The following is a 19,494-nucleotide window of genomic DNA, read 5'->3' as shown; positions in this document are numbered from 1 at the left end:
CACCGCCCGTGAGCGCCGTCGCGACCCACTGCCCGTACTGCGCCCTGCAGTGCGCCCAGACGCTGACGCCGGCGCACCCCGGTGTCAGCGTCACGGGCCGGGCCTTTCCCACCAGCCGGGGCGGCCTCTGCCAGAAGGGGTGGACCAGCGGCGACCTCCTCACGGTGGCCGACCGGCTGACGACACCCCTCGTCCGCTCCCGCGACGGCGTGCTCGAGCCCACCAGCTGGGACGAGGCGCTCGACCTCGTGGCGACCCGTCTGGCGGACCTGCGCGCCCGCCACGGCCCCGATGCCGTGGCGGCGTTCGGCGGGGGCGGCCTCACGAACGAGAAGGCTTACCAGCTGGGCAAGTTCGCCCGAGTTGCGCTCGGCACGGCCAACGTCGACTACAACGGTCGCTTCTGCATGAGCAGCGCGGCGGCGGCCGCCAACCGGTCCCTCGGGATCGACCGTGGGCTGCCCTTCCCGCTCACCGACCTGGCCGGGGCCGACGCCATCCTGCTGCTGGGCAGCAACCTGGCCGAGACCATGCCGCCGGCGGTGGCCCACCTCGCCGGTGCCCGCGCCCGAGGTGGCCTGGTCGTCGTCGACCCCCGCCGCAGTGCCACGGCCAGCCTCACCGAGGACGGGGGCGGGCTCCACCTCCAGCCCGTCCCGGGCACCGACCTAGTCGTCCTGCTCGCGCTGCTCCACGTGGTCCTCGGTGAAGGGCTGGCCGACACGGCATACCTCGCGCAGCGCACGACGGGGCTCGCCGAGGTCGCACGCAGCGTCGCCGGCTGGTGGCCCGAACGGGCCGAGCAGGTGTGCGGACTGCCCGCGGCCACGCTGCGTCGGACCGCTCGGCTCCTCGCCGCCGCGAGCGTGGCGGGCGGCGGGGCGGGCGCCTTCGTCCTCACCGGGAGAGGCGTCGAGCAGTCCACCCAGGGGACCGCGACGGTGACCGCCGCGATCAACCTCGCCCTGGCCCTCGGCCTGCCCGGGCGCACCGGGAGCGGATACGGCGCCATCACCGGGCAGGGAAACGGCCAGGGCGGCCGCGAGCACGGCCAGAAGGCGGACCAGCTCCCCGGTTACCGGATGATCGACGACCCGGCGGACCGCGCCCACGTCGCTGGCGTGTGGGGCGTCGACCCTGCCGCACTGCCCGGGAAGGGCAAGCCCGCAGTCGAGCTGCTCGCCTCGCTCGGCACTCCCGAGGGCCCCCGCGCGCTGCTCGTGCACGGCTCCAACCTCGTGGTGAGTGCCCCCAACGCCCGGCGCGTCGTCGACCGGTTGCGCGCCCTGGACCTGCTCGTGGTCTGCGACTTCGTCCCGTCGGAGACCGCGCTGCTCGCCGATGTCGTGCTGCCCGTGACGCAGTGGGCCGAGGAGGAGGGCACGATGACCTCGCTCGAGGGGCGGGTGCTCAGGCGTCGCAAGGCGGTGGAACCGCCGTCCGGTGCGCGCAGCGAGCTGTGGGTGTGGTCGCAGCTGGCGGCCCGCCTGGGGTCCCCGGGCACGTGGAGCCCCGAACCAGCTGTGGTCTTCGACGAGCTGGCCCGGGCGAGCGCCGGGGGCCGGGCCGACTACAGCGGACTGTCGCACGCACGACTGGATGGTGACGAGGCGCTCTACTGGCCGTGCCCGACCCGCTCGGGGGACGAACCGCACCCCGGCACGCCGCGACTCTTCCTCGACGGCTTTCCCACCCCGGACGGGCGCGCACGGTTGGTGGTCGTCGACCACCACGGGCCTGCCGACGACCTGCGCCCGGATGCTCGGCTGCATCTGGTCACAGGCCGAGTCCTGCAGCACTACCAGTCGGGCGCGCAGACCCGCCGGGTGGCCGCGCTCGCCGAGGTCGTGCCACTCGCCTACGTCGAGATCCACCCGCTGCTCGCCGCCCGGATCGGCGTCGCCGACGGTGAGGTGGTACGCCTGACGACGGCCCGAGGTGCGGTCAGCGTCCCCGCGAGAGTCACCGACACCATCCGCCCGGACACCGTCTTCATGCCGTTCCACTGGGGCGGAAGCGGGAGCGTCAACCGGCTCACCAACGACGCCACCGACCCGATCTCGGGGATGCCGGAGTTCAAGGTGTGCGCCGTCGACGTGCAGCCCGCGCGCCTTCGCGACCCGCGCGAGCCACGCGAGCCACGCGAGCCACGCGAGCCCGAGAAGGTGCCGCGATGACGCGGGTCGTGGTCGTCGGCAACGGCATGGTGGGGTCGCGGTTCGTTGACGAGCTCCTCGCTGCCGACCACGCCAGCCGGTTCGACATCACCGTGCTCGGCGCGGAGTCCTGCGAGCCCTACAACCGGGTGCTGCTCAGCGAGGTCCTGGCCGGGAGGTACGACCTCGCGGCGCTGACCCTGCCGAGCCCTGACCACCACCGGCTCCAGGTCCTGCGCGGTGTCGCGGCAGAGCGGATCGACAGGGAGGACCGCGTCGTGGTCGGCGCGGACCGCAGTCGCCACCGCTATGACCACCTGGTGCTCGCGACCGGCTCGTCGGCGCGCATCCCGCTGCTGCGGGGACTGGGTCACGCCGACACCCTGCCAGCCGGGGTGCACGCGCTGCGCACGATCGACGACGCCCGCGAGATCGTCGCGGGGACCCTCAACGCCCGTCGCGCGGTCGTCCTCGGGGCGGGCGTCCTCGGGCTGGAAGCGGCGTGCGGCCTGGCCCGTCGGGGGGTCGCGGTCACGGTGATCCACCCGGCCTCGGCCGTCATGGAACGCCAGCTCGACGAGGCCGCGAGCCGCGTGGTCGAGACCGCGATGGGCCGCCTCGGCATCGACCACCGGATCGGCATCGGTGCCGAGGCCGTCGTCGTCGACTCCGGTGGGCTGCGCGGCGTGCGGCTCGAGGACGGCGAGCTCGTCGACGCCCAGCTCCTCGTCCTCACCACAGGTACGGTCGCCAACACCGCGCTCGCCGTGGACTCTGGGCTCGCCACGGACCGCGGCATCCTCGTCGGCGCGGGGCTGGACAGTCCCACCGACCGCCGCGTGTATGCGATCGGCGACTGCGCCCAGCCTGCCGAGGGTGGTTCGGGTCTCGTGGCCCAGGGCTGGGAGCAGGCCCGCCGACTTGCCGCCCGGCTCGCGGGAAGCGGTGACGCCGCGGCCGGGCCGTCCGGTGACGGGCCTCTCGCCGGCCAGCCCTCGAGCACGGACGTCGTCCGGCTCAAGGCCGACGGTCTCGACGTCGTGTCCATGGGGGTGAGCGGCGCCCACCGCGCCGCCGATCCCGCGCACCGCACGCTGCGGCTCTCCGACCCCGACCTGGGCCGCCACGTCGAGGTCGTCATCTCCGGCGGGGCGCTCGTCGGCGCCACCTGCGTCGGAGCAGGCAGCGTCGCCGCCGATCTGGTCGCGATGTACACGAGGCGCACCCCGCTGCCGGCCGACCCGGCATACCTGCTGCTCCCGGCGCTGGCTGGTCAGGCCACACCCGGGCCTGCCGACCCCGCCACCCTGCCGCCCGAGGCCACCGTCTGCCGCTGCAACGCGGTGACCAAGGCCGACATCACCGGGTCGGTCGACGACGGCGCGGACTCCGTCGAGGACGTGGCCCGCGCGACCCGCGCCACCACGGGCTGCGGCGGGTGCGCCGACGACGTCTGCGCGCTCCTGCACTGGCTCCGGGACTCACGGGCACCCCACGCCGACGGTGAGAACCGTTTTACGCAGGGGAAACACCGGACCAACACCACCGAAATCGCGGCTCTCTAGCGTCATGGCCATGGCACAGGAGACCGCACCCCACCAGCTGGTCGTCATCGGCGGCGGCATGGTGGCTCGCCGCCTCATCGACGCCCTGCGCGCTCGGGACGACGAGGGTCGGTGGGCCGTGACCCTGCTGTGCGAGGAGCCGCGAGCGCCGTACGACCGCGTTGCGCTCACGTCCTACTTCACCGGGCGAGACCCTGAGGACCTCGCGCTCGGCGGCCAGGAGCTCTGGGACGACCCGCTGGTCACGCTGCGTCGCGGCGTGGCGGCGACCGCGGTGGACCGCGAGTCCCGGACCGTCACCACCGCCGACGGCCGCTCGCTCCCCTACGACTCGCTCGTGCTGGCCACCGGCTCGTATGCCGCGGTGCCCCCGGTTCCCGGAAAGGACCTCCGCGGGGCCTTCGTCTACCGCACGATCGACGATGTCGCCGAGCTGCGCGCCTACGTGGAGGGCCTGCGAGGCACGCGCACCGGCCCGATCCGCGGTGCGGTGGTCGGCGGCGGGCTCCTCGGCCTCGAGGCAGCAGGTGCCCTGCGCGCGCTCGACGTCGACGCGACAGTCGTCGAGTTCGCTCCCCGGCTCATGCCCTTGCAGGTCGACGAGGGCGGCGGGGAGGCGCTGAAGCGCCTCATCGGGGGGCTCGGGGTCACCGTGCGCACGGGAACGGCCACGGCGAAGATCGTGGGCGAGCGCGGCCGGGTGGCTGGCATGGAGTTCACCGAGGGCGCCCCCCTGGACGTCGACGTCGTCATCTTCGCCGTGGGCGTGCGCCCACGCGACGAGCTCGCCCGCGATGCGGGGCTCGACGTCGGCGAGCGCGGTGGGGTCGTCGTCGACCGCACCTGCCGCACCACGGACCCCCGCATCTGGGCGATCGGCGAGGTCGCGTCCATCGACGGCCGGTGCCTGGGGCTGGTCGCGCCCGGCTACACCATGGCCGAGATCGTCGCCGACCGGCTGCTCGGTGGGGCCGGCACGTTCCCGGGTGCCGACCTGTCGACCAAGCTCAAGCTGCTCGGGGTCGACGTGGCGAGCTTCGGTGACGCCTTCGCCGCCGAGCCCGGAGCGCTCGAGGTCGTCATCTCCGACCCGGTCGCCGGCGTCTACAAGAAGCTCGTGATGTCCGACGACGCCCGCACGCTCCGCGGCGGCATCCTCGTCGGCGACGCCAGCGCGTATGCCGCGTTGCGGCCGATGGTGGGCCGCGCGCTCGGCGCCGACCCGGTGGCATACCTGCTCCCGGAGGGTGCCGCGCCGGCGCCTGCCGGCGACCTGCCCGACGACGCGGCAGTCTGCTCGTGCAACAACGTCACCGCGGGCGCGATCCGGTGCGCGGTGACCGACACGGGGTGCACCGACCTCGCGGCCGTCAAGGCGTGCACCAAGGCCGGCACGAGCTGCGGCTCCTGCCTCCCGTTGGTCAAGAAGCTCGTGACGACCGAGCTGGAGAAGTCCGGGGTCGAGGTGAGCAGCGCCTTGTGCGAGCACTTCGACGTCTCCCGGGCGCAGCTCTTCGACATCGTCCGCGTGCAAGGTCTGCGGACCTTCAGCGAGATCGTCGCCCGGCACGGCCGCGGGCGCGGGTGCGACATCTGCAAGCCGGTCGTCGGCTCGATCCTCGCCTCGCTCGGCACCGGCCACATCCTCGAGGGCGAGCGTGCGACGTTGCAGGACACCAACGACCACGTCATGGCGAACCTGCAGAAGGACGGCTCGTACTCCGTCGTGCCCCGCATCCCCGGCGGCGAGATCACCCCCGAGGGCCTGATCACCATCGGCGAGATCGCCAAGGACTTCGGGCTCTACACCAAGATCACCGGCGGTCAGCGGATCGACCTGTTCGGTGCGCGGATCGAGCAGCTGCCACCCATCTGGCAGCGCCTGGTCGACGCCGGCTTCGAGTCGGGCCATGCCTACGGCAAGTCGCTGCGCACGGTGAAGTCGTGTGTCGGGTCGACCTGGTGCCGGTACGGCGTGCAGGACTCGGTGGGTCTGGCCATCGCGCTCGAGCTGCGCTACCGGGGCCTGCGTTCGCCCCACAAGCTCAAGCTCGGGGTCAGCGGGTGTGCCCGCGAGTGCGCCGAGGCCCGCGGCAAGGACGTCGGGGTCATCGCGACCGACCACGGGTGGAACCTCTACGTCGGCGGCAACGGCGGGTTCACCCCCAGGCACGCCCAGCTCCTGGCCGAGGACCTCGACACCGAGACGCTGGTCCGGACCATCGACCGCTTCCTCATGTACTACGTGTTCACGGCCGACCGGTTGCAGCGCACCGCAGCCTGGGTGGAGGAATACGAGGGCGGCCTGGACGCGATCCGCGGCGTCGTCCTCGACGACAGCCTCGGTCTCTGCCCCGATCTCGACACCGCCATGGCCGCGCACGTCGACTCCTACGAGGACGAGTGGGCAGCGGCCCTGGTCGACCCGGACAAGCTGCGCCGGTTCGGCTCGTTCGTCAACGCTCCAGACCGTCCCGACGACTCTCTCGCCTACGTGAGCGAGCGTGGGCAGGCTCGCCCGGCAACCCCGTCCGAGCGCCTTGAGGGCGGCGTCCTCATCGCCGGCACGACGCTGGAGGTGCGTCGATGACCGACCTGCTGCACCGCGCCGAGGCGGCCGCCCCCGCCCTCACCGAGGTGTGCCGGCTCAAGGCCCTGCCGCCCGAGCGCGGTGCCGCGGCGCTCGTGCGTGGGGTCCAGGTCGCGCTCTTCCGCACCTTCGACGACACCGTGTATGCCGTGCAGCAGCGCGACCCGTACAGCGGGGCGAACGTGATCTCGCGCGGCATCGTCGGGTCCCGGGGTGACGCCCCGACCGTCGCGTCACCCATGTACAAGCAGGTCTTCGACCTGCGGACCGGCGCCTGCCTCGACCCGGTGGGCAAGGACCCGCGAGACCTGGTCACCTATGTCGTCGTCGTGCGCGATGGCGTGGTCCACCTCGGGGACGCCCGCACACCCGAGCCGGGGCGGGGCTCGGGATGACGGCGCGGCTCGGACAGGTGATGGCGGGGTGCGTCATCCTCGTCACCGCCGATCGCCGCTCGGGCGAGCTGGCTTCTGCCCTCAGCCGGCGCGGCGCCACGGTCCGGCACGCGCCCGCCCTCAGCATCGTCCCGCACGTGCATGACGACGAGCTGCTGCTCGCCACCAAGCAGCTGCTCGACGCCCCCGCCGACATCGTCGTCATCACCACAGGCATCGGCTTCCGCGGCTGGGTCGAGGCGGCGGACGCCGCGGGAGTGGCCGACGAGCTCGTGGCGATGCTCTCGGGCGCGCGGCTCATCGCCCGCGGGCCGAAGGCGCACGGCGCGCTGCAGGCAGCGGGTCTCCAGGCCGACTGGGTGGCCGAGTCCGAAACCTCGGCCGAGATCCTCGACCTGCTCCTGGCCGAGGGCGTCGCCGGCCAGCGGGTCGCCGTCCAGCACCACGGCGCTGGCGCCGACGGGCTCGACACCGAGCTGGCCGCCGCCGGGGCAGAGATCCACAGCCTGGTCGTCTACCGGTGGGGACCGCCTCCGGACCCCGTGGCGGTGCAGCTGTCCGTGGTTGCGGCCGCGGCGGGCGAGATCGACGCGGTCGTCTTCACCTCCGCTCCGGGCGTGGCCGCCTGGCTGCAGGCGGTTGACGACCAGGGCCTGGGTCATGAGATCGCGGCACGGCTGGAGGCTGGCAACATGGTGACGGCCGCAGTGGGACCCGTCACGGCAAGGCCGTTGCAGGACAGAGGAATTCAGCCGATCATCCCCGATCGAGGCAGACTGGGCGCACTGGTGCGGGCTCTGGTCAGCCACTACGAGCACGCGCAGACCACGGCTGTCTCCACCGCCGCGGGTCGCCTCCAGGTGCGTCGCACGGTGGCCCTGTTGGACGGACACGTCATGCCGGTCTCGCCGAACGGGCTGGAGGTGTTGCGCCTGCTCACCGCCGCAGGCGGTGACGTGGTCACGCGCGAGCAGGTGCTGGCCGTGCTCCCCGGCGACTCGAACGACCCGCATACGGCCGAGGTCGCCGTGGCCCGGGTGCGGGAGGTGTGTGGGGGTCGTGCGCTCATCCAGACGGTCGTCAAGCGTGGCTACCGCCTGGCCGTCACCTGACGACGACGGGGTCGGTGCCGGCGACCAGTCGCCACGAGTTGGTCGTGAACGCAGCGGGGTCGATGGAGCCCTGCTCGGTCACCCAGTCGATGATCAGTTGGCGGATCTCGACCTGCGCGTTGTAGACCACCGGGGCAGTCGTGACCCCGGGGAAGCCCCCAGCCCCGGACTGGCGGTGGCTGCTGATCGCGACCACGAAGGCAGCCGCGGGATCGATGGGCTCGCCGGCATAGCGCAGGTTGACGACGCGCTGACCGACCGGCTGCGTGAGGTCGAGGTCGTAGGACAGTGGGGTGTCTAGTCCGCCCACCACGTCGTAGTCCTGGTCAGGGATCGGGGCCCCGGTTTTCGGGCTGGCCGCCCCGGTCACGTCGTCGGGGGCGAACGGACCCCGCCCACCGATGGTGCTGAAGTAGGCCGCCGAGTGCTCGAGGTAGTCCTTGAGCTGGCCGCCGGTCAACCGGATCCCGAGCAGGGTCGCGTCGTCCGGGTACAGCCCGGCCACGTCGCGCACGGTCACGTCACCCGTCGGGATCGACGCCGCCCGGCTGAGCGGAGCCGTCGCGGACAGCACGGGCAACGACTCGTCGGGTGTGCCCGACAGGGCGTCCTTGACGGTGTCGGCCTGCACCGAGTTGATGAAGTCGAGTGCCGCAGTGTGCTCGAACCTCGCGGTGGCGGTGGACAACGCGACCGTGCACGACCCGATCACCGAGCTCATGTACGTGCGCACGACCGCGTGGTCGTCCCGGACCAGCTCGGCCACCACGGGGTCCTCGTCCACGGTGTTGGCGTTGAGCAGGTGGGCCCGAGCCTTGGTGAGGTGCCACGCGGAGCCGTCGTGCAGGACGTCGAGGTCCATCACCGACAGGCGCATACCCCACCGGAGTGGCTCGGTCAGCAACACCTTTCGGCCCGGCGTCACCGTGCTCGCGACGAAACGCTCCGGGATCTCCTCCTCGGCGTGCCCGACGAGGACCGCGTCCACCCCGGCGACCTGCTGGGCGAGCTGCGTCGCGGCATTCTCGGGGAACGGCAGGGCAGCTCCGTACGACGAGCCGGGCGTCGCGCCCGAGTGACAGGCCACGACCACCACGTCGCAGCCGGCCTTCTTGAGCCTGGGCACCCAGACCTGTGCCTGCTCGACGACGCCGCCGAAGCGCAGCTGCCCCTCGACGTTGTCGCGCTCCCAGAGCGCCACTCCCGGCGTGACGAGTCCGAGCACCCCGACCGTGAGCGGCGTGGCGACCCCGGGCACAGCGAAGGTGCGGATGAGATACGGCGCGAACGCGGGCGCCCCGCTGACCCAGTCGAGGGTGTTGGCCGACAGCAGCGGAAACGCGCACTGGCCCGCGAACGCGCGCAGGGTGTCGACGCCGAAGCTGAACTCGTGGTTTCCGAGTGCGGCCGCGTCGTAACGCAGCTGGTTCATGACCATGGCCATGGGGTGCACGGAACCCTCGCTGAGGGGGGCGATCGTGGCGTAGTACTGGGCCAACGGGCTGCCCTGGATCAGGTCGCCGGCATCGAGCAGGAGCGTGCGGTCGGCTCCGCGCTCTGCCCGGACTGCAGCGACCAGGGTCGCGATCTTGGCGAGTCCGACGTCGTTGTGCTGCGGGTCGTCGTACTCGGCGTCCTGGAAGTAGTCCCAGTTCAGGATGGTGCCGTGCAGGTCCGTCGTGCCCATGACGGTGATCCGGTATGCCGTGCGGCGCGGCGAAGAGCCCGGCTCGCGTTCCTGCGCGGCCTGGGCGCTGCCGACGGGGGCGAAGAACGCCGCGGCCGCGCCCGCACCGCCGACCACGGCCATGGTGAGAACGTCACGACGCGACCGGCCGCCGCCCGCGGGCGGCGGGTGCACGGTGCGGGTCGCCGGCATGGAGTCTGGGTGAGCGGCCACAGTGCTTCCAGACTAACCCCGGCGTGTGGTGTCGAGTCAGGCGTTCGGTGGACCGGGTCAACGCCTCACCCGATGCTGTAGTCGGCCCCCTCGGCCGTGCCCGCCGACCGGTCGGCACCGCGCGCAGCGCCGCTCCACGACAGCGCGTACTGCCCGTCGTCGACCGCGAGGCCCGCTTCGCCGAGCTCCAGCGGGCGGAAGGTGTCGACCATGACCGCCAGCTCGTCGAAGAACTCGACCCCGATCGACGCCTCGGACGCGCCCGGTTGTGGCCCGTGGGCGTGGCCCCCCGGGTGCACGGAGATCGAGCCCTTGCCGATGCCGGACCCCTTGCGGGCCTCGTAGTCACCGTCGACGTAGAACATGATCTCGTCGCTGTCGACGTTCGAGTGGTAGTACGGCACCGGGATCGACAACGGGTGGTAGTCGACCTTGCGCGGCACGAAGTTGCAGATGACGAAGTTCCAGCCCTCGAAGACCTGGTGCACCGGCGGCGGCTGGTGCACGCGACCGGTGATCGGCTCGAAGTCGCGCACGTTGAAGGCATAGGGGTAGAGGCAGCCGTCCCAGCCGACGACGTCGAGCGGGTGGAAGGGCAGCGTGTGGATGGTCCCCACGATCCCGGACGGCCCGTTGCCCCGGTGCTTGATGTAGACCTCGGTCTCGTCGCCCGCCGCCGCTCCGGCGTCCTCGGCCAGCAGCGGACCCTCGGGCGCGCGCAGGTCGCGCTCGCAGTACGGCGCGTGCTCGAGGAGCTGCCCGTACTTGGACAGGTACCGCTTGGGTGGGGCGATGTGGCTGTTCGCCTCGATGCAGTACGTGCGCAGCGGGTCCTTGGTCGACCGTTTCGGGATCCAGCGGTGGGTGGTCGCGCGCGGGATGACCAGGTAGTCGCCCTCGGCCACGTCGAACGCCCCGAAGACCGTCTCGACACGAGCTCGCCCACGCTCGACGTACACGCACTCGTCACCGATTCCGTTGCGGTACCACGGGCTGGGCGCCCCGGCCACGGCATACGAGATCCGCACGTCACCGTTCCCGAGCACCAGGCGCCGGCCGGTGACCACGTCGGTGCCCTTGACGTCCTGGGGGGAGAACAGGTCGTGGAGCTTGAGGTGGCGCGGCTGGAGCGGGTGGTTCGGGGTGGTCGACAGGTTGCCCGGGACCCAGTCCCGCGCCGCGAGGATGGTCGAGGGGATGTTGCGGTGGTAGAGCAGCGAGGAGTCCGACGAGAACCCTTCCTCCCCCATGAGCTCCTCGTAGTAGAGCTCGCCCTTGGCGCCGCGGCCCGCCGGTCGGCGGTGTTGGGTGTGCCGTTTCGGCGGGATGCTGCCCTGGTGCTGGTAGAACGCCATCGCTCACTCTCTCGTCGCGCATTCTCTCGTCGCGCGCTCTCTCGTCACTGAGGGATGTGCCGAGCATGGCACAGCCCGCGGGTAGCCTGCCCCCATGTCACCGCTGTCGGATGCCGCAGCCGCACGGCCCGCCGAGGCCGCCCTGTTCACCGCCTTGGTCGACGACGCCGCGGTCTTCCCACCCGGTAACGCGCCGCTCGCCGAGGCGCTGCGGCTGCACCGCATCCACCGCGCCAGCGGGTATGCCGCGTGGGTGGGCCCGCTGCTCGTCCCGGCCTCGGGCGCCCGCGACCTCGTCGGGCTCCTCGGTGCCGAGACCCCTCGGGCTGGCGAGGCCCTGCGGGTCGCGGTCATCGGCCGTCCCGGCACCCCCGGCACCGACGTCGACGAGGCCGTCTCCCTGCTGCGCACGACCGACGACGTCGAGGTGGTGGGCGTCGAGCTGGGCTGGACCCCTGGCTGGCGAGAGACCCCGTTCGGGCTCCCGCTCAGCCTCGAGGTCCCCCGTGGCGCCGCCCAGCTGGATGCCATCGCCGACCTGGCCGCCGACGTCTCGGACTCCACCCTGCTGCAGGCGAAGTTCCGCACCGGCGCGACCGAGACCTGGGCCTGGCCCGACGAGGGTGAGCTGGCCACGTTCATCCGCGCCGCGGTCGACCACGACCTCGGCTTCAAGCTGACTGGCGGCCTGCACCACGCCGTCCGGGGAACCTACGACGGGCAGGAGCAGCACGGACTGCTCAACGTTCTCGTCGCGGTGCGCTGGGCGCTCAACGGCGACGAGGTCGACGAGCTGGTCCCGCTGCTGGCCGAGCGCGACCCTGCGGTGCTGGTTGCGCACACCACCCGCATGAGCGCGGCGGACGCCGCCATCGTGCGCGCGTTCTTCACGGCATACGGATGCTGCGAGGTCACCGACCCGATCGGTGAGCTCACCACCCTGCGACTCGTCGAAGGAGCCTGAGATGACCACCTGGTTGGACGTCCCTGCCGACCACCCGTTCGGGATCCACAACCTGCCCTACGGGATCTTCTCGACCGAGGGCACTGCGCCGCGGGTCGGGGTGCGCATCGGCGACTGGGTGCTCGACGCCGGAGCCTGCGCCGAGCGGGCCGGCATGGAGTCGGGCGAGGTCTGGCTCACCCCGAGCCTCAACTCCTTCCTCGCTCAGGGGCGCGAGGCCTGGGCGGCGGGCCGGGCGTTCTTGCACGAGCAGCTCACCGACGACTGCCACCGTGACAGCGTCGAGCCGTACCTCCTGCCCGTCGCCGACGTCACGATGCACCTGCCGATCGAGGTGGCCGACTACGTCGACTTCTACGCCAGCGAGCACCACGCGACGAACGTCGGGCGCATCTTCAGGCCCGACTCGGCCCCGTTGACGCCCAACTGGAAACACCTGCCGATCGGGTACCACGGGCGCGCCGGCACGGTCGTCGTCTCGGGGACCGACGTGGTGCGGCCGACCGGCCAGCGCAAGGCCCCCAGCGACGCAGAGCCCACCTTTGGCCCGAGCATCCGCCTCGACATCGAGGCCGAGCTCGGCTTCGTCGTCGGCGACGCGACCCAGGTCGGCGACCGCGTCGGCATCGACGACGCCGAGGACCACCTGTTCGGCGTGGTCCTGCTCAACGACTGGAGCGCGCGCGACATCCAGGCCTGGGAGTACGTGCCGCTCGGGCCGTTCCTCGGCAAGTCGTTCGCCACGTCGATCTCGCCCTGGGTGGTCCCCCTGGAGGCGCTCGCGGCTGCCCGCGTGCCGCTGCCGGGACAAGACCCCGAGCCGCTGGAGTACCTGCGCGGCGAGCGCCCGGCAGCCGGCCTCGACGTGCACTACGAGGTGGAGCTCAACGGGACCGTCGTGGCCCGGCCCGAGTACCGCGACCTGTACTGGTCACCGGCGCAGATGCTCGCCCACCTCACGGTCAACGGCGCATCGCTGCGCAACGGCGACCTGTTCGGCTCGGGCACGATCTCCGGGGCGGCCAAGGACACCCGCGGCAGCCTGCTCGAGCTCTCGTGGAACGGCGCGGAGCCGATCGCACTCGACGACGGCACCACCCGGACGTTCCTGGCGGATGGCGACACGGTCACCCTGCGCGCGTGGGCACCCGGCCCGGACGGCGCCCCGGTCGGGCTCGGCGAGGTGACCGGCACGATCCAGCCGGCCCGCTGAGGCTCAGCGACGCAGCTGCTTGCCGACCACGACGTTGGTCGCGGCGACCTTGTCGTGGAGGGCCTGACGGTTGCCGTCCCACGCGGGCCAGAGCAGGTCGAGGATCCTGGCGATCTGGGCCGGGATGCCGATGACCGGGATGAGCTGCACGACGAACAACGCGGCAGGGAGTCCCACCCGGCGCAGCACCACGTCGAGCGGCATCGGACCGGGTCGTTCGCGCAACCGCACGCTGATGCCCACGGCCATCTTGCCGGGGGTCTGGCCCGAGCGGCTCAGGAACGCGGTCTGGTAGACGACGAACACGACGATCAGGACGATCGAGTAGAACATCAGCTGGGTCCGGTCGATGCTGTTCAGGAGAGCCGCGAAGTCGGGCTGCTGCCCGGCCTGGGCCTGGTTCATCGTCGTCGTCAACGTGTCGAAGTAGCTCGTGAACGCGTGGATGAGGAAGTACGAGCCGAGGATCGCCGCGATGACGGTCTGGATGATCCAGTCGAGGAGGAAGGCACCGACCCGCTGCCCGAAGCTCGCCAACGGCTGGCCGTCGGGTGTCGCGGGCCCTCGGTACATCCCCGGGTAGGCCGGCGCAGCCCACTGCTGCTGCGGGACAGTCGGCGGGGCCACCTGCTGCCCCTGCTGGGCCTGGGCAGGGTCCACACCAGTGGGTCGGGTCACCCGCGGGGCGGTGTGGCTCGTCCAGATCACGCCGTCGAAGTACCGCAGCTGGGTGGCGTCGGAGGGGTCGTCGAACCAGCCGGCGTGCGTGGGCATGTACATGGGCTCAGCCTCTCACGGCCGCAGCCTGGTGCAGTGCGTGGTCGGGTCGGTCCGACCCGACTCCGTCCGACCCGACCGCTGGCGATCAGAGGTTGCCGCGCGCGTCCTGCTCGCGCTCGATCGCCTCGAAGAGCGCCTTGAAGTTGCCCTTGCCGAAGCCGAGCGATCCGTGCCGCTCGATGATCTCGAAGAAGACGGTCGGGCGGTCGCCGAGCGGCTTGGTGAAGATCTGCAGAAGGTAGCCGTCCTCGTCACGGTCGACGAGGATCTTGCGCTTCTGCAGCTCCTCGATAGGTGCCCGCACCTCGCCGATGCGGGCGCGCAGCTCGTCGTCCTCGTAGTAGGAGTCCGGGGTGTCGAGGAACTCGACGCCGTTCGCGCGCAGCTCGTCGACGGTGCGCAGGATGTCGTTCGTCGCGAGCGCGAGGTGCTGGGCGCCAGGTCCGTTGTAGAACTCGAGGTACTCGTCGATCTGGCTCTTGCGCTTGGCGATGGCCGGCTCGTTGAGCGGGAACTTCACCCGGTGGTTGCCGTTGGCGACGACCTTGGACATCAGCGCGGAGTAGTCGGTGGCGATGTCGTCGCCGATGAACTCGGCCATGTTCACGAAGCCCATGACCTTGTTGTAGAAGGTCACCCACTCGTCCATCTTGCCGAGCTCGACGTTGCCGACGATGTGGTCGAGGGCCTGGAACAACCGCTTCGGCGCCCCGTCGCGCTTGACCCAGGTCGACTGCCTGGCGACGTAGCCGGGCAGGTAGGGACCGGCATACCGCGAGCGGTCGACCAGGGTGTGCACGGTCTCGCCGTACGTCGCGATCGACGCGATGCGGACCGTGCCGTGCTCGTCGGTGATGTCCTCGGCCTCGCGCACGACCCGCGCCCCCGCGGCCTTGGCCTGCGCCACGCAGCGGTCGACGTCGGGCACCTCGAGCGAGATGTCGACGACGCCGTCGCCGTGCCGGGCGTGGTGCTGGATGAGGGGGCTGTCGGGGCTGACCGCGCCGTTGACGACGAACCGGATCGAGCCGGACTTCAGGACGAACGACTTGTGGTCGCGCTGGCCGTTCTCCGGGCCGCTGTAGGCGACGAGCTCCATGCCCCACGCGGACTGGTAGTAGTGCGCGGTCTGGCTCGCGTTGCCGACGACGAAGACGATGGCGTCCCAGCCGGTGACCGGGAAGGGGTCCTTGCTCTGGTCGTACTCGACGAGCCCGACCAGCTGCTTGAGCTGCTCGAGGTCGAGGTTGGCCTCGCGCTCCTGCGGGGTGAGGTCGAGGGTCCCCTCGAGGGCGGTGTCCGGTGCGTGGGTCGTCATGGTGGCAGCGTGACGCCTGGACGCGAAGTGTGCAACGGTATGCTGCGGCGCTGCACACTCTGCGCAGACTGCTGGCTGCCATGGCCGAACTGGTGGACACTGTGTCCATGGACCTGGACGAGCTCGACGGACGGCTCATCGCGCTCTTCACCGACCACCCGCAGATCGGAGTGCTCGGCGCGTCGCGCGAGCTCGGCGTCGCCCGCGGCACCGTGCAGGCCCGGCTCGACCGGCTGCTCGCTCGGGGGGTGATCCGCTCCTGGGCGCCCCAGGTCGACCCCGGCGCGATGGGGTATCCGGTCTCGGCGTTCTGCACTCTCGAGATCCGTCAGGGCCGGGGCCACTCCCCCGTGGTCGACCACCTCTCGCGCATCCCGGAGGTGCTCGAGGCGCACACCATCACCGGGTCCGGCGACCTGTACATCCACATCGTCGCCCGCGACAACGCCGACCTGCAGCGGGTGATCGACGCGGTCGTGGACGACGAACACGTCATCCGGGCCAACACCGCGATCTCGCTCGCCACCCGGATCGCGCTGCGCACGATGCCCCTCGTCGAGGCGGCCAGCGGACTGCGACCGGGCCCGGTCACTCCTCCAGGCGGAACCCCAGCTTCACCGTGACCTGCCAGTGCGCTACGGACCCCTCGCCGATCTGGCCGCGGATGCTCTGCACCTCGAACCAGTCGAGGTTGCGCAGCGTCTTCGAGGCCTGGGCCACGGCGTTGGACACGGCCGCCTCGACACTGTCCGGAGAGGTCCCGACGACCTCGCTGATGGAGTACACGTGGTTGGCCATGGCGATGCTCCGTCCTGCGGCAGCACGGCGCCGCCGTCGCGTGCCACGCTAGCGTTCAGAGCCGGTTTGCCACGAAGAACCACGTGAAGAACGCGATGCCGAGCAGCATGCCGACGTGGCCCAGCACCGACAGCCACGGTCCGTGGGCCCAGCCGTCGTTGGTGGCGCCCCGGCCGTGGCGCCCGTTGGCGGGGACCCACCGGGCGAGCACCATCAGGCCGATGACCGCGACGACCCACCACGCGACCACTGCCACCCAGCCGGCCCAGCGTGGTGCGCCCACGAGCCAGGCCACCCAGGTGGCCAGGGCGAGCACGCCGAAGCCGGAATGCGCGTTGAGCAGGGCCACCGGCGTCTGGGTCACCCCGGACTGCTTCTCGGTGGCGACCAGACGTGAGCGGGTGAGCAGCACGACGACAGCAGCGAGGGCGGTCAGCATCCAGACCAGGTTCACGAGCGTCACGGGGTCACTCTGGCGTCACCGATGCCGCAGGCGCAATCCTCCGTCGGGTCCTGTTCAGCGTCGGCCGACGAACCAGGCCCGGATCTTCTCGACCCGCGCGGCCACCTGCTCGGAGGTCGCCTCGTCGAGGGCAGGGCCGCCACAGCTGCGGCGCAGCTCGTGGTGGACGACGGCGTGCGGCGAGCCACTCTTGCGCGCCCACGCCGAGACGAGCTTGTTGAGCTCCTGACGCTGGGCAGCGAGCGCCCGGTGCGCCGACACCGGCTGCTCCGCCTTGCGGGGGCGGCGGGTGCTCTGCGCGGTCTGCCGCTCGCGCAGGAGTACGGCCATCTGGTCGGGCTCCAGCAGACCGGGCAGCCCGAGGTACTCCTGCTCCTCGTCGGAGCCCACCGAGGCGTTGAGGCCGAACTGCTTCGCGTCGAACAGGACGTGGTCGAACTCAGCGTCGGACTCGAGCGCCTCGAAGGTCATCGCGTCGAGGTCGGGGGTGCGCGAGGTGCGGTTGGCTGCCGACAGGAGCGCGTCTTCCTCGGCCCACATCGCCGCCACGTCGCCGGCCTTGCTCACCCGGTCGAGGGCGTGGTCACGCTCCTCCTCGAGGCGGGCCGCGTGCTCGAGGATCACCGGGACCGACGGCAGGAAGACCGAGGCCGTCTCACCGCGGCGACGGGCCCGGACGAAGCGCCCGACGGCCTGGGCGAAGAACAGCGGCGTGGAGGTCGACGTCGCGTAGACGCCGACGCACAGTCGGGGCACGTCCACCCCCTCGGACACCATGCGCACCGCGACCATCCAGCGGGAGTCGCTCGCGGCATACTGCTCGATCCGGGCGGAGGAGCCGGCGTCGTCGGACAGGACGACTGTGGGCTTCTCGCCGGTGATCGCCTCGAGCGTGCGCGCGTAGGCCCGCGCCGCGGTCTGGTTGGACGCGATGACCAGGCCGCCGGCGTCCGGAACCCCGCGCCGCACCTCGGTGAGCCGCTTGTCGGCGGCGGCGAGGACGGAAGGCACCCACTCACCCTTGGGGTCGAGGGCCGTGCGCCAGGCCTGCGCGGTGGCGTCCTTGGTCATCGGCTCGCCGAGGCGGGCGGCGATCTCGTCACCGGCCCGGGTCCGCCAGCGCATCGCGCCGCCGTAGGCCAGGAAGAGCACGGGACGCACCACACCGTCGCGCAGCGCCTCGGCGTAGCCGTAGGTGTAGTCGGCGGCCGAGCGACGGATGCCGTCGGCGTCCTCGGCATACGTGACGAACGGGATGGGCGAGGTGTCGGAACGGAACGGGGTGCCGGTGAGGGCGAGCCGACGCGTCGCCGGCTCGAACGCCTCGCGGATCGCGTCACCCCACGAGAGGTTGTCGCCGCCGTGGTGGACCTCGTCGAGGATGACCAGGGTCGGCGCGGACTCCGTGCGGGCCCGGTGCAGCGCGGGCCGGCTCGCCACCTGGGCGTAGGTGAGCGCGACGCCGTCGTACTCGCTGGAGTGCCGCGCCGAGGAGTTCGAGAACTTGGGGTCGATGTGGATGCCGACCCGGGCAGCCGCCTCGGCCCACTGGGTCTTGAGGTGCTCCGTGGGGGCCACGATGGTGACCGCGGAGACCGCGCCGCGGCCCAGCAGCTCGGTGGCCAGCCTCAGCGCGTAGGTCGTCTTGCCCGCACCGGGGGTCGCCACCGCGAGGAAGTCCCGGGGCGTCGCGCGCAGGTATGCCGTGAGCGCGGCCTGCTGCCAGGCGCGCAGCTTCGACGCCGTCCCCCACGCCGCCCGCTCCGGGAACGCTGGTGAGAGGTGGGAGGCAGCGGCAGTACTCATAGGGCCGCCACGATAACCGTTGCGGCGAAACGACATGCCGAGGCCCCGGCGTCTGCGCCGGGGCCTCGATCGTGTGCTAGAGCGTGTCGGCGGTCAGCCCGTCGAGCACGTCACCGACTAGGACTCGGAACCCTGACCGCCGTCCTGCGGGGCGCGCAGGCCATCGTAGATCTCCTTGCAGGTCGGGCAGACGGGGAACTTCTTGGGGTCGCGGCCCGGGACCCACACCTTGCCGCACAGCGCGACGACCGGGTCGCCCGACAGGGCGCTCTCGAGGATCTTCTCCTTGCGCACGTAGTGCGAGAAGCGCTCGTGGTCGCCCGGCTCCTGCAGCTGCTCCTCGACCTGCTCGCGCTCGAGCACAGCCGTCCGGGTAGCGGGCTGGCTCGCGGGGGCCAGCGGTTCGTCCAGGGGCGTCTGGGGCTCGCTCATGGCCCCGAGTCTATGCCGGGCCGTACCCAGCCCTCAGTTCATCTCCGGGTCCACGGGGAAGGTGGCCACGAACGCCAGGTGGTCGCGCTGGCGGCGCAGGACGCGCTGCCAGAGCCCCTGCGGGGTATCGGTGAAGGCGTCGCGGCTCTCGGCCTCGACGACGAACCAGCTCCCCGAGCGGATCTCCTCCTCGAGCTGCCCAGGTGACCACCCCGAGTACCCGGCGAAGATGCGCAGGCCGGCGACCTCGGGGATCACGATGGCGGGAGGCGTGTCGAGGTCGACCAGGCCGATCCCACCGAACAGCTTCTTGACGCCCATCGGCTCGGCGTCGCCGGGGACGGTCACGAGCCCGAGCGCGCTGTCGAGTCCCACGGGGCCACCCTCGAAGAGCACTGCCGGCGTGGTGGCGTGCGGCTGCCAGTCGGGCAGCACGGCGTCGACCCGCGCGTCCATCGGGCGGTTGAGGACCACGCCCTGAGCCCCCTCTGCGTCGTGGTGCAGGAGCAGCACGACGCAGCGGTGGAACACGCCCTCCTCGATCTGGGGCGTCGAGACGAGCAAGCTCCCCGACAGGTCGTGGTCCACCCCTCCATTGTGCCCGGGCACGTCAAAGCCCCGGCCGCGGGGACCGGGGCTTTGACTGT

The 19,494-nt window shown here is 71.8% G+C and carries 17 protein-coding genes; 8 read left to right on the top strand and 9 right to left on the bottom strand.

Annotated elements, in window-relative coordinates; translation table 11 throughout:
* Nucleotides 1-8: 8 nt before the first annotated feature.
* The 5 genes from GKE56_RS01720 to GKE56_RS01700 are packed head-to-tail and all read left to right on the top strand — an operon-like array spanning nucleotide 9 to nucleotide 7,818.
* Nucleotides 9-2,177, top strand: coding sequence for a molybdopterin oxidoreductase family protein (locus tag GKE56_RS01720; RefSeq protein ID WP_230209115.1), 2,169 nt, complete (start codon nucleotides 9-11; stop codon nucleotides 2,175-2,177).
* Nucleotides 2,174-3,721 (top strand): FAD-dependent oxidoreductase, encoded by a 1,548-nt coding sequence (locus GKE56_RS01715; RefSeq protein ID WP_154683092.1) that lies wholly within the window; start codon nucleotides 2,174-2,176, stop codon nucleotides 3,719-3,721. Before GKE56_RS01720 ends, GKE56_RS01715 begins: the two co-directional genes overlap by 4 nt.
* A gap of 10 nt (nucleotides 3,722-3,731) precedes the next feature.
* Complete coding sequence (gene nirB / locus GKE56_RS01710) at nucleotides 3,732-6,311, top strand: nitrite reductase large subunit NirB (protein ID WP_154683091.1); 2,580 nt, start codon at nucleotides 3,732-3,734, stop codon at nucleotides 6,309-6,311.
* A complete protein-coding gene (gene nirD, locus GKE56_RS01705) occupies nucleotides 6,308-6,706 on the top strand; it encodes a nitrite reductase small subunit NirD (RefSeq protein ID WP_154683090.1) in 399 nt (132 codons plus the stop codon). The genes nirB and nirD overlap by 4 nt, the downstream gene beginning before the upstream one ends.
* A complete protein-coding gene (locus GKE56_RS01700; protein ID WP_230209114.1) occupies nucleotides 6,703-7,818 on the top strand; it encodes a uroporphyrinogen-III synthase in 1,116 nt (371 codons plus the stop codon). The genes nirD and GKE56_RS01700 overlap by 4 nt, the downstream gene beginning before the upstream one ends.
* Here GKE56_RS01700 and GKE56_RS01695 read toward each other — a convergent pair.
* Together GKE56_RS01695 and GKE56_RS01690 are read right to left on the bottom strand one after the other, a co-directional pair.
* Entirely contained in the window at nucleotides 7,811-9,697 is a 1,887-nt protein-coding gene (locus GKE56_RS01695; protein ID WP_154683089.1) for a bifunctional UDP-sugar hydrolase/5'-nucleotidase, read from the bottom strand. The two genes, GKE56_RS01700 and GKE56_RS01695, sit on opposite strands and share 8 nt — an antisense overlap.
* 86 nt (nucleotides 9,698-9,783) lie before the next feature.
* Nucleotides 9,784-11,073: a homogentisate 1,2-dioxygenase gene (locus GKE56_RS01690; RefSeq protein ID WP_154683088.1), complete on the bottom strand. Its 1,290-nt coding sequence runs from the start codon at nucleotides 11,071-11,073 to the stop codon at nucleotides 9,784-9,786.
* A gap of 94 nt (nucleotides 11,074-11,167) precedes the next feature.
* On the opposite strand from GKE56_RS01690, the gene GKE56_RS01685 reads away from it, so the two are divergent.
* Nucleotides 11,168-12,037 carry a hypothetical protein gene (locus GKE56_RS01685; protein ID WP_154683087.1) on the top strand — a complete coding sequence of 290 codons (870 nt, stop codon included), beginning with the start codon at nucleotides 11,168-11,170 and terminating at the stop codon, nucleotides 12,035-12,037.
* A 1-nt stretch (nucleotide 12,038) separates the two neighbouring features.
* Nucleotides 12,039-13,250, top strand: a complete 1,212-nt coding sequence (fahA, locus tag GKE56_RS01680; RefSeq protein WP_154683086.1) for a fumarylacetoacetase — start codon at nucleotides 12,039-12,041, stop codon at nucleotides 13,248-13,250.
* Between the two features lie 3 nt (nucleotides 13,251-13,253).
* Here the strand turns inward: fahA and GKE56_RS01675 are convergent, their stop codons facing one another.
* Nucleotides 13,254-14,030 carry an RDD family protein gene (locus GKE56_RS01675; protein ID WP_154685555.1) on the bottom strand — a complete coding sequence of 259 codons (777 nt, stop codon included), beginning with the start codon at nucleotides 14,028-14,030 and terminating at the stop codon, nucleotides 13,254-13,256.
* Between the two features lie 85 nt (nucleotides 14,031-14,115).
* Nucleotides 14,116-15,348, bottom strand: coding sequence for a 4-hydroxyphenylpyruvate dioxygenase (hppD, locus tag GKE56_RS01670; RefSeq protein ID WP_154683085.1), 1,233 nt, complete (start codon nucleotides 15,346-15,348; stop codon nucleotides 14,116-14,118).
* 80 nt (nucleotides 15,349-15,428) lie between these two features.
* Between hppD and GKE56_RS01665 the strand changes: the two genes are divergently transcribed.
* Nucleotides 15,429-15,971, top strand: coding sequence for an Lrp/AsnC family transcriptional regulator (locus GKE56_RS01665; RefSeq protein WP_230209113.1), 543 nt, complete (start codon nucleotides 15,429-15,431; stop codon nucleotides 15,969-15,971).
* Here GKE56_RS01665 and GKE56_RS01660 read toward each other — a convergent pair.
* The 5 genes from GKE56_RS01660 to GKE56_RS01640 all read right to left on the bottom strand — a co-directional run bounded on the left by GKE56_RS01660 (nucleotide 15,937) and on the right by GKE56_RS01640 (nucleotide 19,435).
* Complete coding sequence (locus GKE56_RS01660; protein WP_154683084.1) at nucleotides 15,937-16,146, bottom strand: dodecin; 210 nt, start codon at nucleotides 16,144-16,146, stop codon at nucleotides 15,937-15,939. The genes GKE56_RS01665 and GKE56_RS01660 overlap by 35 nt on opposite strands.
* Before the next feature lie 55 nt (nucleotides 16,147-16,201).
* On the bottom strand, nucleotides 16,202-16,609 hold the full coding sequence (locus tag GKE56_RS01655) for a hypothetical protein (RefSeq protein ID WP_154683083.1): 408 nt from the start codon (nucleotides 16,607-16,609) through the stop codon (nucleotides 16,202-16,204).
* Between the two features lie 54 nt (nucleotides 16,610-16,663).
* Nucleotides 16,664-18,415: a DEAD/DEAH box helicase gene (locus GKE56_RS01650; protein ID WP_154683082.1), complete on the bottom strand. Its 1,752-nt coding sequence runs from the start codon at nucleotides 18,413-18,415 to the stop codon at nucleotides 16,664-16,666.
* A gap of 117 nt (nucleotides 18,416-18,532) precedes the next feature.
* Nucleotides 18,533-18,847 (bottom strand): DUF3039 domain-containing protein, encoded by a 315-nt coding sequence (locus GKE56_RS01645; protein WP_154683081.1) that lies wholly within the window; start codon nucleotides 18,845-18,847, stop codon nucleotides 18,533-18,535.
* A gap of 33 nt (nucleotides 18,848-18,880) precedes the next feature.
* A complete protein-coding gene (locus GKE56_RS01640) occupies nucleotides 18,881-19,435 on the bottom strand; it encodes a YqgE/AlgH family protein (RefSeq protein WP_154683080.1) in 555 nt (184 codons plus the stop codon).
* Nucleotides 19,436-19,494 lie beyond the last annotated feature (59 nt).

This window comes from Nostocoides sp. HKS02, assembly GCF_009707485.1.
Lineage (GTDB): Bacteria > Actinomycetota > Actinomycetes > Actinomycetales > Dermatophilaceae > Pedococcus.
This window is presented reverse-complemented; position numbering and strand designations above follow the sequence as displayed.